Here is a 15682-nt window from a genome sequence, read left to right as displayed (position 1 = left end):
GGCTACAGTTAACTCCAACACAATGGAAAATAAAAACCAGAATCCGCTTTTATGTGATATCGAAACCGGCATATGTGAAATGCCAGGTTCAACAGCTTCCGCTCCCGTAGAGATTGCTTCGGCAGGAACAAAGCCACTCAAAATCGTTTATTTCACAGACCCTATTTGTTCTTCCTGCTGGGGAATTGAACCACAGCTCAGAAAACTGAAATTAGAGTATGGCCACAGCATCGAAATCGATTACCGCATGGGCGGCTTATTGCCTGACTGGAGTTACAACAGTGGCGGCATCAGCAAGCCGGCTGACGTAGGCCACCATTGGGATGAAGTAAGCCAGTATTATGATATGCCCATCGACGGAGACGTTTGGCTGGAGGATCCGCTGCATTCCTCCTATCCCCCATCCATTGCCTTCAAGGCTGCACAAATGCAGGATAAAGAAAAAGCCGTTTTGTTTCTCAGAGAGATGCGGGAACTGCTTTTCTTAGATAAGAAAAATATCACCAGGTGGGAGCATTTAGCAGCAGCAGCTGAACAGGCTGGCTTATATGTTGCGCAACTAAAAACCGATTATGAAACCAAGGCAAAGCACTTGTTTGAGGAAGATTTAAAGCTTGCCCGAGAGTTTGGTGTAAGAGGGTTTCCTATTTTGTTCTTTCTGGACAAACAAGGGAACAGAGAAGTGGTGTACGGTACAAAAGCCTATCCTTTCTATGAAACAGCTGTTTTAAAATTAAATCCTTCGGCCACAAAGAGTCACTACAGCAAAAACTGGGAAACGCTGTTTTCAAAGTATCGGTCGCTTACGGCTAAAGAGTTTTCCGAACTGGCAGGACTACATAGAGTAGAAAGCGAGCAATTGCTAAATGAGCTTTCTGATAAAGGGAAGCTGGAAAAAATCTCGACAAAGAACGGCGCCATGTGGAAGCTGCAGCATTCGAAGAGCTTATAAAGCCCAGCAGGTGGATATACCAGCAGGAGGATATATAAGTAAGTCCTAGTGCTGAATGCAACATAGGTGCCGTTTCGCTTCAAATGGCACCTATACTTGTTTTATACTTGCTGGAAAGTAACAGGAGCGTCTGAATAGCGTTGGAATGTATAATAGAAAACAGTGTGATATTATACTTGTTTCGCTTGCTGCCCTCTTGCTGCTATTCTATAAAATATGGCTATCGTTAATAACGCTACTGCTGCCAGACTAATCCAGGCGGCTAAGATGATCTGCGGGCTTGATTCCACGTTGATGTCCCGGTGCTTTAGTATGATACCATAGAATGCCCACACGCCTACCAGGCCCACAAAAGGATTTGACCTGCTATAGACGATGAACAATACAATGAGCGAGGCTGCGATGATCATGGTGATGGTCCAGACGCCTTCATTTAGTCCGAAACCATTCCAGCCTAAGCCCACCAGGGCAGCGCTGATGTTGGCCACTGTGGCGATGATGATCCAGCCAAAGTATAAGCTGAGGGGCACCTGCGTAAACCATTTGGAGGCTGCGGAGCGGGTTGTATCAAAAATACCCAAACGAAGATGAATAGCCAGCAGCGTTACAAGTTGTACTAATATGAGCACTACCGAAACGATCAGCCATTCGCTTACCCAGGCGATGGTCCAGAGGCCGGTGGCGATGTTGTTTGCCATGAACAGATAGCCCAGCCGCTGCAGATCGACATTGGCTTCATGCACTGCCGACGCTTTGTAGGCTTTTACCAGGTGATAGAGGCAGAAAGCAGTTAGGGCGAGATAAATCACTCCCCAAATCGCGAAAGTAATACCGGCAGGAGTGAAAAGCGCCGGGTACTTATCTGATACCTCGCCTATCGTTTGGTTATTGATCAGCTTGAGTTGCGTGAGCTGTGAGGGCACCAGGTGCAACAGGAAACAAATGGCATTGAGTATGGACAGCGTCTTCACATTTTTCATCGGACAGGGGTTTTCAGGAAAAGTGCTCGTTAGGCAAAAGGCTAGAATTCTACAATGAACCCGATCGTAGGCACCAAATTCCCGTCATTGTTTTCCAGGATCACAGGTAGGGCGTTGCTGCCATCCGGTTGCAGCGGGCTGCCGTCCGAAGTGGCAAATCCGGTGTTGTCTTCGTTACGCTGAAACGTGTAGCGCGCGAAGCCCGGGGTGTTGCTGGCAAGCACATTGGCCACATCCAGGAACAGATCCAGCGTAACCTGGTTGAAATTCCACTTCTTATCTATTCGCACGTCGAGCTGGCTGAACGGATCCAGGCGCTCGGAGTTTAACCTAGTGTAATCCAGAATGCCCACTCCCAGCGAAGCATAGTTTCGGCGGGAAGCTTCCAGGTCAAACGGCGTAGAAGGCGCACCACCAGCATACCGGTACTTGATTCCAAGCTCCCAGTTGCGCGGCAACTTTTTGCCGAGCAAGCCTGATACCAGGTGGCGGTTATCCCAGGCGCTGGAAATATACTTCTCATCTAACCCGGCAAACTTGCTCACCACATAGGTATAAGACAGCACCCCGAATACGGTATTTGTCAGTTTTTTCTGCAGGTAAAACTCTGCGCCGTAGGCTCTGCCTTTGCCATTTGTCCCGATGGCTTCGTTGCCGATAGCCCCAAATTCGCCGCCTTGGTTTGCCAGCGAAATACCATCTCTTACAGATACCGGGTAGTTGCTGTATTTCTTGTAAAAGCCTTCCAGGGTAAAGCGCAGATCCAGGCGCGGCAGAAACTCGGTGCCGATTACGTAATGCACTGACCGGGTATAGTCTGCCTGTTTGTTGAGAAATAGACCGTCTTGTTTATATCCCAGCACCGTATAAACTGGCAGTTTGTAGTAAATACCGGATGACGCATTGAGCGTCCATTTTTTGTTTAACAGGTAAGTAACAGCCAGGCGTGGTGAGAGGGTTTTAAGTGGGTTATTGCCCTCTTCGGTAAAGGAATTCATATCGGTACGGATACCGAGTGATAAACCCAGCTTTTCATTCAGCACTGTTTTAGACACCTGCCCGAAAGCGCCATAACGCAGAAAGTCCAGATCAGTAATATAATTCAGCGTTACGCCGGGCTGCACCACGTTATTCTGCTCATCGCGCAGCTCTTTCCTGATCACGCTGAAGATTTCGTTTTTAAACTGCACATACTGCCCTGACACCCCATAGGCATAGCGCCAGCCATTTTTATACTTATTTATATCCAGGCGCAGTTTATTTTCTGTTTCGCTGGAATTGGTGTTCAGGGTAAAGGAACGGTTCTCGCCTTCTTCCGCAGCTTCATACTTGTACAGGCTATTGTCGAAGGCATTACGGCTCAGGGCCAGGTTCACGTACCCATCCTGCACCAGTCTTTTCACCGCAATTCCGGTGGTGTAGTTCCACTGGTTGATGTAGGGCGTAGAACGCAGAATGTATTCATTTTCCGGTGTGCTTTCGCGGGGCACCCCAAAGGAGAAGTCATCTATAGCCCCTACGCCTATATAGGAGATCGAAGTCTTCTCGTTTAACTTGTGGTCTATTTTGTACTGGAAGTCCCAGTAGTTTGGGCGGATAGGCAGGTCGAGTAGCTTGAAAAGAAACTGCAGGTAAGACCTTCTTGCTGAAACCAGGTAGGTGGTTTTGGCACCTACGGGTCCTTCTAAGGTTGTCGCAAATTCAGAGCCGCTTAACCGTACATTCCCGGAAAACCGTTCAGGATTGCCGTACCGCTCTTTGAATTCAAACACAGCCGACAGCGCATTGTTGTAGCGTGCATCGAAAGCCGAAGAGCTTACTTTCAGATCTTCTATAAACGAAACGTTCAGGATGCCGGTAGCTCCGCCGGCGCTGCCTTGCGTCGTGAAGTGGTTGATAAGCGGTATCTCGATACCATCGAGGTAATAGACATTCTCATTGGGAGCGCCACCGCGTATGATCAGGTCGTTTCGACTGCCGCCGCCCGTGCCGTTAGAGGCAACACCCGGGAGTACCTGCACCACTTTCGAAATGTCAAAATTTCCGCCGGGATTGCTTCGCATCTCCTCTGCCGATAAACTCTGCACTGATAGCGGTGTAACCAGGTCGGCCACAGCGGCACTTTGCCTACGGTTTGCCACCACTTCTACCTGTTGCAACTCATTGGAGGTGGGTGCCAGCTCAAAGTTCAGTATCTGTATATTTCCGGCTGTTACATTCACATTAAACCGGGTTTGCGGCTGATACCCTATATAAGCACTTTGAACCGTATAGCTGCCCACCGGTATATTCTCGAGCTTAAAGGAGCCTTGTTCATTGGTTATAGTACCCAACTGGCTACCTGTTACCTGCACCGACACGCCTATTAACGGCTCCTGCGTATTGCGGTCGCGCACAGTTCCTGTAATGATTCCCGTCTGCGCAAACGAGACTACGGGGAGCAGAAAAGCAATAAGAAGTAGAAATCTCATGAACAAAATTGGTCAGAATGATGGTAGTACTACATCTTTCAGGCAAGAATGTTTAAAGTTGTTAGGGAAAACGAGGCATGACTTTTTGAAGTCGGAATTTGATTGAGATCAACCTAGTCCGGTAATAAGGCAACGTAGATTCTAACTTGGTGCATCTGACAGTTGCGTACTGGATTGCTCTGGTAGTAGCACTTCCCTCTCCTAGCTGCCTTAATTCAAGAAAAAAACTTTTGAAGATAATTTGAGCATTGCTGTTGTTTAGTTGTAAAGATTCGAAACTGAAGTATAAAAGCGATTGCTAGGCTAATGATCAAAATGTCGGAAGCGAATGATGGGAGGTAAATCTGTAGTATACACTAACAATAAAAAAGCCCTTCAGAATTAACTGAAGGGCTTTTTAGTAGTCCGTAGGGGAATCGAACCCCTGTTGCCAGAATGAAAATCTGGAGTCCTAACCCCTAGACGAACGGACCGTGCTACTGTTTGGTGATGCAAATATAGTGGCTGTTTTTATTTCTGCAAACCCACGCACCTAAATAAATCATACTCCTTTGCTACCTTCCTGGTTTTCAGGTATAAATTTTTGTTAAAATAACTGGTTCTGCCTTCCTTTAACGCAACTTTATCAGAAAATATCATCCGGCGGCAGCACTTGCCCATCCTGCCTCCCTTTCCATACTTTTGCTGCATTACACGAAAGCACTCCTTGTGAAATGATCCCCTGAAATATCCTCCCTTGCTTCATCCCGTACAAAGAAACATTTTACCAAGTATAAAGCGCATTGTTATGAGCAAGGAGAATCAGAAGTACCTGTGGTGGCAGAAAGGCATTATCTATCAAATATACCCTCGCTCGTTTCAGGACAGCACCGGTGATGGCATTGGCGACTTAACCGGTATTCGCCAACGCCTCGATTACCTGCAATGGCTGGGCATCAATGCTATCTGGGTCTCTCCTATCTTTCCTTCTCCCATGGCGGATTTTGGATACGACATTTCTGATTATTGCGGCATCCATTCGCTTTTCGGCTCCATGGCCGACTTCGACCTGCTGCTGCAGGAAGTGCACCAACGCGACATGAAACTTATACTTGATCTGGTACCAAACCATACTTCCGACCAGCACCCCTGGTTTCTGGCGTCCCGCTCCTCCCGCGACAACCCCAAACGCGACTGGTATATCTGGGAAAACCCGGGATCAAACGGCAAAGAGCCTAACAACTGGCTGAGCATGTTCGGAGGCAGCGGCTGGGAGTGGGATGAGAAAACACAGCAGTATTATTACCACGCCTTCCTTAAAGAGCAACCCGACCTGAACTGGCGCAACCCCGAAGTGCAGGAAGCCATGCTACAGGTGATGCGTTTCTGGCTCGAAAAAGGCGTAGATGGCTTCCGGATCGATGTGATGTGGCACATGATCAAGGACAAGCAGCTGCGCAACAACCCGGAAAACCCCAACTACCAACCCCACATGGCCACCTACGAAAAGCTTATTCCTGCTTTCTCTACCGACCAGCCGGAGGTACATACTATTGTGCAGATGATGCGCAAAGTCATGGATAGCTATGAGGAACGGATGATGATCGGGGAAATTTACCTGCCCATCCAGAAGCTGATGACCTATTATGGCACCGATGGGAAAGGCGCCCACCTCCCGTTCAACTTTCTGCTGCTCCAGAGCCGCTGGGATGCGCGGGAGATCGCAGCGGCCATCGACCAGTATGAAGGTGCACTGCCGCCCGATGGCTGGCCGAACTGGGTGCTGGGTAACCACGACCAACCTCGCATCACCAGCCGCGTTGGCAAATCGCAGGCGCGGGTGGCCGCCCTGCTGCTGCTGACACTACGGGGCACACCAACTGTATACTATGGCGATGAAATCGGGATGCGCGATGTGCCCATTCCGCCGGATGAAGTACAGGACCCGCAGGGCCTCAATATGCCTGACCTGAACCTGAGCCGCGACCCGGAACGAACGCCCATGCAATGGAGCAGCGCCGCGGGCGCGGGATTTACAACCGGAAAACCCTGGCTCCGGCTACCCGCCGCGTATAGGCGGGTAAACGTGGAAGCACAACGGCAGAAGCCCTATTCGATGCTCTCGCTCTACCGCAGGCTGATAGCCTTGCGCCAGCAGGAACCCGCTTTGAATGTAGGTACCTATGCACCGGTATATTCCGATCAGCAGATGCTTGCTTATACCCGCAATCATGGCGATACCTGCTTTCTTATTCTGCTCAACCTCACGCACCGGCCCTGCTACTTCCGGCCTGCGCACTATTCCTTTAGCGGCAAGATCGAGCTGGCTACCTCTCCGGAGCTGGAGGGCACCGTTGTGAGCAATACCGTAAGTATGGGTGGAGACGAAGGCTACATTATCCGGTTACAAAACAGCGCATCTTAAGCACAGCAGTATCAGCAGTCTGATGGGCCAGGTTACTACATTCACATACTTACAAGCCCATTTGCTTAAGGTATTGCCAAGCAGATATTAAAAACCTGATGCTGTAAGTATAACTTATATAAAAGGAGCGCTCCATTGGGAACATACTAGCTTTTCTGCAGCAAAATAGGTTGTCACGTTATAGCTGCTTACCTGAAGCTTATGTATCAAAGTCTTCAGATATCGGCCCACAGTGAAGTTTATACTTAATGGTTTATACTTATAAAGGAAGCGAAATACGCCAATAAAATAGCACAATTTAAAGTAGAAGCAGGGTCTCTCTTTCTCTTTAAGGCGCTGAAGCAGAGAAATTTTGTAAAAAGTAGCTACTATTTGGCCTTGCTGCTCAATCCTTCTATTTATAAATACGTAAGGCAATACAGCACTTAAATCTAAGAATTATCGCTTCAGCTAAACATATAGGAAAGATTTTACTTAAAATCCTGCTCGGGATCATACTGTTTCTGGTATGCCTGGTGGTACTGGTAGTAGTAGCCCTGCAGTTCCAGCCGGTGCAAAATTTTGTTGCACAAAAAGGAGCTTCCTACCTCTCGGACACCCTGAAAACCAAAGTCGAGATCGGCGGCTTTACCACGGACTGGCGCAATGCGCTTGTGCTTAAAAACGTGTATGTCGAAGATCAGCAGCAGGACACCCTCTGGTACAGCCAGCGCCTGGGCGTGGACATGAAGATCCTGGGCCTCATCAAAGGAAACGTAGATATTGCCAAGGTATCGCTTGAGCATGCCACCCTGAACCTGCACATTAAACCTGACAGCTCGACGAATTATGATTTTATCATGGAGGCGTTCGCCACCGATACCACGGAAGCGCAGCCAGCGGATACGGCTTCGTCTATGAGCTTCAACCTGGACAGAATCAACCTGGATGATGTGTATGTCAATTTCCGTGACGAAGCGGGCGGCAACTGGATCAAAGGGCGCGTAGGGCACCTGCTTACAACCATGGAAGAGCTGGACCTGGATGCGCAGAAGTACCTGGTAGATGAAGTGGAACTGAAGAACACGGCCTTCACCTACATCCAGACCAAGCTTCCCCCTCCTGATACAGCCGGAACGGAGCCGCTGGAAATGGACTTCGGCCTGAACCGGGTTGCCCTGGAAAATGTAAAACTCAACTATAACAGCCGCCCGGCAGAACAGAGCATCAAACTGGCCGTGGGCAAGTCGGAGTTGCTGGCTAAAAAAATAGATCTGAAGAACGCCCGCATCGACCTCGATAAGTTCGAGCTGCACAACGCCGATGTGGTATATGTGCAGGACAAGTATAAAGATACCGATTCGCTTGCCGTAAATCCTGTAAAAACTGTACAGGAAATCGATTCGGCTGTCCAGAAAACGAGTAGCCAGCCCATGAATTGGGTGCTCACGCTCAATGGCGTGGATGTGACGGGCCTGGATGTTAAATTCGATAACTTTAATGCTCCTGCCCTTTCACGTGGCATGGACTACGATCACCTGCTGTTTAAAAACGTTGTGCTCGATGCCGAGGACCTCTACTATAGCCTGGGCCGCACAACCCTGAACCTGAACCAGCTGGCACTGCAGGAAAAAAGTGGGTTCGAGGTAAAGAATTTCAAATCAGAGATCACCTTCGACACTACCCATACCGAACTAGCCAACCTGGACCTGCAAACCGGCAACAGCCACCTGCAGCGCCATCTGGCCATGCGCTACCCCTCGCTTGATGCCCTGACGGACAATCCTGAATTGATAAAGGTAGATTTGGATATCCAGAACAGCCGCATCGGCATGAAAGATGTGCAGTATCTGGCACCGGACCTGGCGCAGAACCCATCCTTTAAAAGTATAGCCGGGGCTACGCTGCAGCTGGATGGCAAAGTGGATGGCAGCCTGAATGACCTGCAGGTAAGTAAGTTTCAGCTTTCAGGCCTGAACGGCACCCGGGTAGATGTAACTGGCAACCTGCAGAACGTGATGGACCCGGATCACTTGTACATGAATTTGCGCATTAACCGCTTTGCTACGACGCGCACCGATATCAAAGCCCTAGCGCCGGCAGGCACAATCCCGTCCAATATCCGGATACCAAACCAGGTAAGTATGACCGGCACTTACAAAGGCAGCCTCACCAACTTTGACGCCAATGCCAACCTGAAAAGCTCATTTGGCAATGCAAAGGCCGTGATTGATATGGCAACAGGCCCGGCAGGTGCCGAGCCGTTTACAGCCCATCTCAGCACCGATGGCTTTAACATGAGCCAGCTCTTGACTGACAGCCTAGGCGTTGGGGTGATTGCCCTGGATGCCACGGCCAAAGGTACCGGCCTGACTCCGGAATCCATGCAGGCACAGGTAAACGCCGCTGTTAATAAATTGGAGTATAACAAGTATACTTACAACAACCTGGCTGTAAATGCCACCATCAACCGCAACCTGTATACCGTAGCAGCCACTGCCAAAGACCAGAACCTGGCACTTGACCTGAAAGGCGACTTTAACATGCGCAACAGCAAGCAGCCCGCCTATAACTTTGACCTGGACCTGGACAAAGCCAACTTGATGGCGCTGAACCTCTACACAGAGCCGCTCAGTATACAGGGCCAAATGCAGGGGCGCTTTACCGGAGCCGAGGCCAGTACCATCAGCGGCAGGCTGCTGGCGCAGCAACTGGTGGTAACGCATAATAAGAAAGTATACCCGCTGGATTCGCTGGATATGACCTTGCAGCAGAATGGCAGGGAAGCCACGATCAAACTGCAATCGGATTTGATGGATGCCGATATGCAGTTTGCCAATACGCTGGCAACCCTCCCGACTGCCCTGCAAAAGCATTTTTCAAATTACCTGGACCTGCAACCTGATCCCCCCTATCCGGCCGACCTGAGCCTGGATGATTTTAAAGTGCAGCTGCAACTCAAAAAAACCGATCTGCTGCTGGCCTTTGTGCCGGGCCTGGAAAAACTGTCGGCTGCAAACCCGATCACGGCGAGCTATAACGGCGATAACCAGACGCTGCAGCTGGATGGCACAGTGAATACTATTGCTTATACCGGTTATACTTTAAAGGACCTGGGCCTGCAGGTACGCGGCGACCGCAATGCGCTGAATTATAACATCACGCTGGCGCAGCTTTTATCGTCTTCCCTGAACGTGAATAATGTATTCTTGACTGGCGCAGCCCGCGACAATGACCTGACCACTAAACTGGCCATAGCCGAGAAAGACGGGAAAGAACGCTTTGTGGTGGGTGGCTTGCTCAATAGTTTAGGCCGTGGCTACCGCTTCTCCTTTAACCCGGAGCAGTTGGTGGTCAATTATGACAAGTGGACTGTCTCGCCGGACAACTACCTGCAGTTTAATACTGATTTCTTGTATGCGCATAATATTCAGCTGCAGATGGGCAACAGTTACATAGCCCTCAACAGCACAGGACCTGTAGCGCCTAATGCCCCGCTGAATGTTAAATTCAATAACTTCGAGATCGGCTACCTGATGGAGTCTTTCCAGCGGAATGATAGCCTGGTGGCGGGCACTATTAACGGCTCCGCTACCATCAACAACCTGATGGCAGGCACCATGAGCTTTGTATCTGATATTAGCGTGAGCAAATTTGCTTTCCAGGGAGTGCCAGTAGGTGATATTGCCCTGAAAGCCCAGAGCCAGGGTACCAACCGCTACAACGTGGATGCTTCCCTGACGGGCAACGGCAACCAGGTCCTGGTGAATGGCTTTTATGAGGCGCAGCCCAACGCCAGCCTCCTCAATTTCGATGCGACCATACCGAACCTGAACATGGCTTCGCTGCAGGGCTTTACGCAGGGTATGGTAGAAGACATGGCGGGTAGTGCCAAGGGCAGGTTGCATATAACCGGTACGCTCGATGATCCTACTATACTGGGCGAGTTAAACTTTGATCGTGCTCAGTTTAATGTCAGTATGCTTAACTCCTTGTTTACACTGGAAAACGAACGACTGGTTTTTAACGAGCAAGGTATCAACTTCCCTGACTTCACCCTCACCGACTCAACCGGCAATGACCTGGTGATCAATGGCAATGTGCTGACGAAAGATTACGTAGATTACCAGTTTGACCTGAAAGCTAATACTGACCGCTTCCTGGCCATGAACTCGGATGCCAACGACAATGCGCTATACTATGGCACGCTTTGGATAGATTCCGATGCCACCATCAAAGGCAATATAGACTTGCCGGTGGTGCGCGCTAATGTAACGGTACTGGATGGCTCTGATATCACCTCGGTGATTCCGGCCGATCAGGCGACTGCCACCAGCCGCGAAGGCATAGTCGAATTTGTGGACCTGAGCGATACTACCGCCATGGCCCGGCTAGATTCAGCTGACACGAACTCGCTGACCGGTATGGATGTGGAGGCAACGATCACGGTGACGGATGCGACCCCTGTGACGATCGTGATCGACCCGCTCACCGGCGACCATCTGAATGTGAAAGGAAACGGCACCATTGTTACCGGCATCACGCCTACCGGCGAGATCAACCTGTCGGGCCGCTACGAAGTGACAGAGGGTAAATACGATATGTCGTTCTATGACCTGGCACAACGCGAACTGCAGTTAACCAAGGGCAGCTACATTGCCTGGTCGGGCGATCCTTTCCAGGCCGACATGCAGATAACAGCCGTTTACAACATTAAAACGGCCCCACGTGAGCTAATCGCAAACGAAACTGCCGGCCCCATTCCGGATGTATTCCGAAACCAACAGCCATTCGAGGTGCTGGTGAACCTGAGCGGCCAACTCATGAAGCCCACTATCAGCTTTGATATCCGGTTGGATGAAGACGCTGGCGGTGCCTTGCGCAGCCAGATAGAACCCCAGCTGGATAACCTGCGGCAAAACGAATCGGACATGAACAAGCAGGTGTTTGCCTTGCTGGTATTAGGCCGGTTTATGGCGCCAGACCCGCTGCAAAGCTCTGGTGGCGGTTTACAGGCTACTGCCCGAAACAGCCTCAGCCAGGTGATGTCGGATCAGCTGAATAATCTCACGGGCAAATACCTGGGCGGCATAGGCCTGGAACTGGGCGTTAATTCCTACGAAGATTACTCTTCAGGCACGGCCCAGGGGCAAACAGACCTGAACGTGGCCTTGCGTCACCAGTTCCTTAACGACCGCCTGACGATCCGGGTTGGAGGGGATATAGGCCTGGAAGGGAATAACAGCCAGCAAAGTTCTTTAGGCGGTTTTGGCAACGATATATCCGTGGAGTATAGTATTACGCCATCCGGCAAACTGCGCGTAAAAGCTTTCCGCCAGAATGAGTATGGCGGCATACTGGATGGCGGCGACGTGCTCACCACTGGTGTCGCCCTGATCTTTGTGCGCGATTACAATAATTTCTCCGAGCTGTTTAGCAGCGCAGAAAAGAACCTGGCCAAGGCGGAGGAAAAGCAGAAAAAGAACAGCCCCGCAGGCACCAACTAATCTAGAACTATGAAATTCATACACGTGCGCCACTTCCCGTTACGCCACGCGCTCTTCTTGCTTTGCCTGCTGGGGCTGCTCAGCGCCTGCAGCAGTACCAAACATGTACCCGAAGGCGAGGCCCTATTCTGGAAGTATGAGGTGAAGGTGGACGGCAATACGTCGAAAGATGAAATTAGCAAATTAAGCACCGACCTTGACGGGGTGGTGCGGCCAAAACCGAATGCGAAGCTGCTGGGTATTCCGTTTAAATTATGGATATATAACGCCTTTTATACAGAAAAAGAAAAAGGGATCAAGCATTGGGTACAGACCAAAATGGGCGAGCCGCCGGTGCTGCTCTCGCAACTCGATACCGGTACCGTCAACAGCATCATGCGGGGGAGACTGGACAATAATGGATACTTTAACAAAGCGGTAGCGAGTACCTTCGATACCGTGGCGACGAAGAAAATGGCCGTGAACTGGCATGTCAATGTCGGAGAGCCTTACCGCATCCGGCGCATCGAGTTTCCTGCCACAGACTCTGTGCAGGCAGCGACAGCGATCCGGAAAACACAAGACGGCTCCCTGCTGAAAGTTGGCGATATTTATAACCTGCAGACCTTAACGGCTGAGCGCGAGCGCATTGATGACCTCCTCAAAAACAAAGGTTATTTTAACTTCAGCCCCGACCTGATGATCTTCCAGGTAGATTCTACGGTGGGTAACCATCAGCTGGACGTGCTGCTGCGCCTGAAAAAGACCGCTCCCGCCGCGGCTTTACATCCTTATACCATGGATGATATTTATGTGTTTACGGGTTATTCGCTGGCCGACAGCCTGTATGCAAACGACACCATCCATTTTAAAGGCTACGATTATATCCCGAATGAGAATTACATCAAGGCCAAGCGGCTGATGCCGAATATCTTTCTTGAAAAAGACAGCCTCTATTCGCGGCAGGAGCAGTTGCTTTCGCTGCAGCGCCTGATGGGCCTGAGTGCTTTCAAGTATGCCAACATTGATTACGATGTGGATACGCTCAACCCCGATAAGCTTGATGCCCATATATACCTGACACAATCGTTTAAGAAATCGCTGCAGGCCGAAGCACAGGGCGTATCCAAGACAAACGGCTTTGCCGGCCCGGGTATCACGGCCTCGTTCCGGAACCGGAATGCCCTGAAAGGTTCAGAATTGCTAACCCTCAGCCTGACGGGCAGCTTTTTGTCTGGCGGAAATTCGGGTACCAGCCTGAACTCAGTGGAGCTTGGTGCCGAAGCCGCCCTGACCTTTCCGCGGTTTGTGGCGCCCTTCAAGATTCATAACCTTCGCTCGCAGTTTGCACCGCATACCACCATGACCCTGGGGTTCGATTACCAGAACAGGGTTAACTTTTTTCAGTTAAATTCCTTTCATGCCACCTATGGCTACAACTGGCGTCCAAGGCCAACAATCACGCACGAAGTAACGCCGATTAACCTGCAGTTTGTGCAGCTGGCTAATACGTCCGACAAATTTAAAGCGCTGCTCGATTCAAGTGAGTTTTTACAGCGCAGCTTCGAGGAGCAATTCATCATCGGAACCATGTATAACCTAACCTGGAATACGCAGATCTATGAGCAGCGCACGCATCAGTTCTTTAACAATGTCAATATCGATCTATCAGGAAATGCCATCAATGCTTTGCAAAGCCTGACCGGGCAGTCCAGCCCAACCGATTCGGTAGGTCGCACGCTCTTTGGCAAGGCTTATTCGCAGTACACGCGGGTTGAAAACGATTTCAGGTACTACTTCAACTTCGGAAAAGAAAGCCAACTTGTTACACGCCTTTTAGCTGGAGTGGGTTTCGCGTATGGCAATTCGAACACCATGCCCTATGTCAAGCAGTTTACCATTGGCGGCCCCAACAGCATCCGGGCCTTTCAGCCCCGCAGTATCGGGCCTGGATCATACAATGTTCCGGATAGCATCCAGACATCCTATTTTGACCAAACCGGTGATATCCGGCTCGAAGCAAACGTGGAATACCGCTTCCCTATCACGGGCTTTTTTAAAGGAGCCCTGTTTGTGGATGCCGGTAATATCTGGCTGCTCCGTGAGACAGCCGAGAAGCCTGGCGCTGCTTTCAAGGCCAGCAATTTAATGGATCAGCTGGCGATCGGAACCGGTTTTGGCGTACGCGTGGACATCGAATTCTTTGTGATCCGATTTGACCTGGGCATACCGGTGCAGGTCCCCTACTTACCCAAAGGAGAACGCAACGTGCTCAGCGACTTCACTCCTTCGTTTAAGGGGGAAACCGGCATGACGCTGAATATTGCCATTGGTTACCCCTTTTAAGGGCCATACTTGCTGAATGTAATTCCAACTTTACCCGCTATCAAGACCAGGTATAATACCTGTTTCATGACAAGTGATAACCGGGGCAGGAGTTAAGAGATGGCATTCGTTTGCCGGACTTCAATCCCCAACCTGCGGGTACATGGGCGATTGGGTGCCGGGCGGCGTCTGGTAAAAACGGGTGGTAGGATAGGCAAACTGTATATCCGGTGCTGCTAAAAACTGCGGCAGCACTTCTTCCCAGATCTGGTGCTCGCTTTTCCTTCTGCCGGCAATTCTGCTCAGGTAGCGCACCGTAAGCTGAATGCCGTTATCTATTACCTTAGTATAGATCTTCGGGTCCAGGTCATCAAAAAAGATCAGGTGCCGCTGAGAGCGCCTCTTCACCTGCAACATCGTTTGTTCCGAGAGCTTCTCACAGTTGCGGGCAGCGGATTCAAGCAAAATGCCTTTTGCCTTCTGCCAGTTACTTTCAAAGGTCAGATGCACGGGCACTTCATGCCAGATATAAGGGAAGCCATAGTTGTAGTTGGACTGCGCTACCAGAAAAAGGCGCCCGTTAGGTATATGAACCACCCGGCCGGTCGGCTGATCTCCCTGTACCCATTCCCGTACTTCGTTCAGCGTAAACTGGAACAACCGGATATCGATCACATCCCCCACATGGTCTCCTATTTGGATGCGGTCCCCGATGTGAAACGGGCGTTTCCAGATCAGGTATAACCAGCCCGCCATACTAAGTAAGGGCTCGCGCAGGGCTACTACCAGGCCGGCGGAAAGCAAACCCAGGAAAGTAGCAATAGAGCGGAACCCGTTAAACCAGATATTAGCCAGCAGCATAATGCCTACTGCCGTAGTAATGTAATTTGTGGTTTTGCGCCATTGGTATTGTTTTCGGAGATCGGGCTGGCGCTTGTAGATGAAGCGCAGCAGCGCCCTGCTCAGCAGCCAAAGCGCCAGCAGGACGAGGGCCGTGAGCAGTACCTGTTCCTGAAAAGCGATGCTGATCCCTGTTGTTTCTTCGAGCCAGCTATAAATCTGCTGCATAAAGTTTTTCAACGTAC

Annotated in this window: 7 protein-coding genes and 1 tRNA gene; 4 read left to right on the top strand and 4 right to left on the bottom strand. The window is 50.4% G+C overall.

Annotation, left to right across the window (positions count from 1 at the left end; genetic code table 11):
• Positions 1 to 22: 22 nt before the first annotated feature.
• A complete protein-coding gene (locus LWL52_RS07970; protein WP_242918628.1) occupies positions 23 to 952 on the top strand; it encodes a ClpXP adapter SpxH family protein in 930 nt (309 codons plus the stop codon).
• A gap of 170 nt (positions 953 to 1122) precedes the next feature.
• Here LWL52_RS07970 and LWL52_RS07965 read toward each other — a convergent pair whose 3' ends face one another.
• The 3 genes from LWL52_RS07965 to LWL52_RS07955 form a co-directional block, all read right to left on the bottom strand.
• Positions 1123 to 1932, bottom strand: coding sequence for a TspO-related membrane protein (locus tag LWL52_RS07965; protein WP_242918626.1), 810 nt, complete (start codon positions 1930 to 1932; stop codon positions 1123 to 1125).
• A gap of 41 nt (positions 1933 to 1973) precedes the next feature.
• The gene (locus LWL52_RS07960) at positions 1974 to 4403 is read right to left on the bottom strand and encodes a TonB-dependent receptor (protein ID WP_242918624.1); all 2430 of its coding nucleotides are present in this window, start codon (positions 4401 to 4403) and stop codon (positions 1974 to 1976) included.
• Positions 4404 to 4804: 401 nt separating this feature from the next.
• Positions 4805 to 4876, bottom strand: a tRNA-Glu gene (locus LWL52_RS07955).
• A 314-nt stretch (positions 4877 to 5190) separates the two neighbouring features.
• Between LWL52_RS07955 and LWL52_RS07950 the strand changes: the two genes are divergently transcribed.
• The 3 genes from LWL52_RS07950 to tamL all read left to right on the top strand — a co-directional run bounded on the left by LWL52_RS07950 (position 5191) and on the right by tamL (position 14618).
• Positions 5191 to 6807 carry an alpha-amylase family glycosyl hydrolase gene (locus LWL52_RS07950; protein WP_242918622.1) on the top strand — a complete coding sequence of 539 codons (1617 nt, stop codon included), beginning with the start codon at positions 5191 to 5193 and terminating at the stop codon, positions 6805 to 6807.
• A 515-nt stretch (positions 6808 to 7322) separates the two neighbouring features.
• Complete coding sequence (locus LWL52_RS07945; protein ID WP_242918620.1) at positions 7323 to 12293, top strand: translocation/assembly module TamB domain-containing protein; 4971 nt, start codon at positions 7323 to 7325, stop codon at positions 12291 to 12293.
• 9 nt (positions 12294 to 12302) lie between these two features.
• Entirely contained in the window at positions 12303 to 14618 is a 2316-nt protein-coding gene (gene tamL / locus LWL52_RS07940; protein ID WP_242918618.1) for a translocation and assembly module lipoprotein TamL, read from the top strand.
• Between the two features lie 120 nt (positions 14619 to 14738).
• Here tamL and LWL52_RS07935 read toward each other — a convergent pair whose 3' ends face one another.
• The gene (locus LWL52_RS07935) at positions 14739 to 15665 is read right to left on the bottom strand and encodes a mechanosensitive ion channel family protein (RefSeq protein WP_242918616.1); all 927 of its coding nucleotides are present in this window, start codon (positions 15663 to 15665) and stop codon (positions 14739 to 14741) included.
• Positions 15666 to 15682: the final 17 nt, after the last annotated feature.

The sequence above is a fragment of the Pontibacter liquoris genome (assembly GCF_022758235.1).
Lineage (GTDB): Bacteria > Bacteroidota > Bacteroidia > Cytophagales > Hymenobacteraceae > Pontibacter > Pontibacter liquoris.
This window is presented reverse-complemented; position numbering and strand designations above follow the sequence as displayed.

What these genes read in the sequence shown, in the direction of transcription:
- tamL (WP_242918618.1), top strand. Translation starts at nt 12,303, where the DNA reads ATGAAATTCATACACGTGCGCCACTTCCCGTTACGCCACGCGCTCTTC.
- LWL52_RS07970 (WP_242918628.1), top strand. Translation starts at nt 23, where the DNA reads ATGGAAAATAAAAACCAGAATCCGCTTTTATGTGATATCGAAACCGGC.
- LWL52_RS07960 (WP_242918624.1), bottom strand. Translation starts at nt 4,403, where the DNA reads ATGAGATTTCTACTTCTTATTGCTTTTCTGCTCCCCGTAGTCTCGTTT.
- LWL52_RS07935 (WP_242918616.1), bottom strand. Translation starts at nt 15,665, where the DNA reads ATGCAGCAGATTTATAGCTGGCTCGAAGAAACAACAGGGATCAGCATC.
- LWL52_RS07950 (WP_242918622.1), top strand. Translation starts at nt 5,191, where the DNA reads ATGAGCAAGGAGAATCAGAAGTACCTGTGGTGGCAGAAAGGCATTATC.
- LWL52_RS07965 (WP_242918626.1), bottom strand. Translation starts at nt 1,932, where the DNA reads ATGAAAAATGTGAAGACGCTGTCCATACTCAATGCCATTTGTTTCCTG.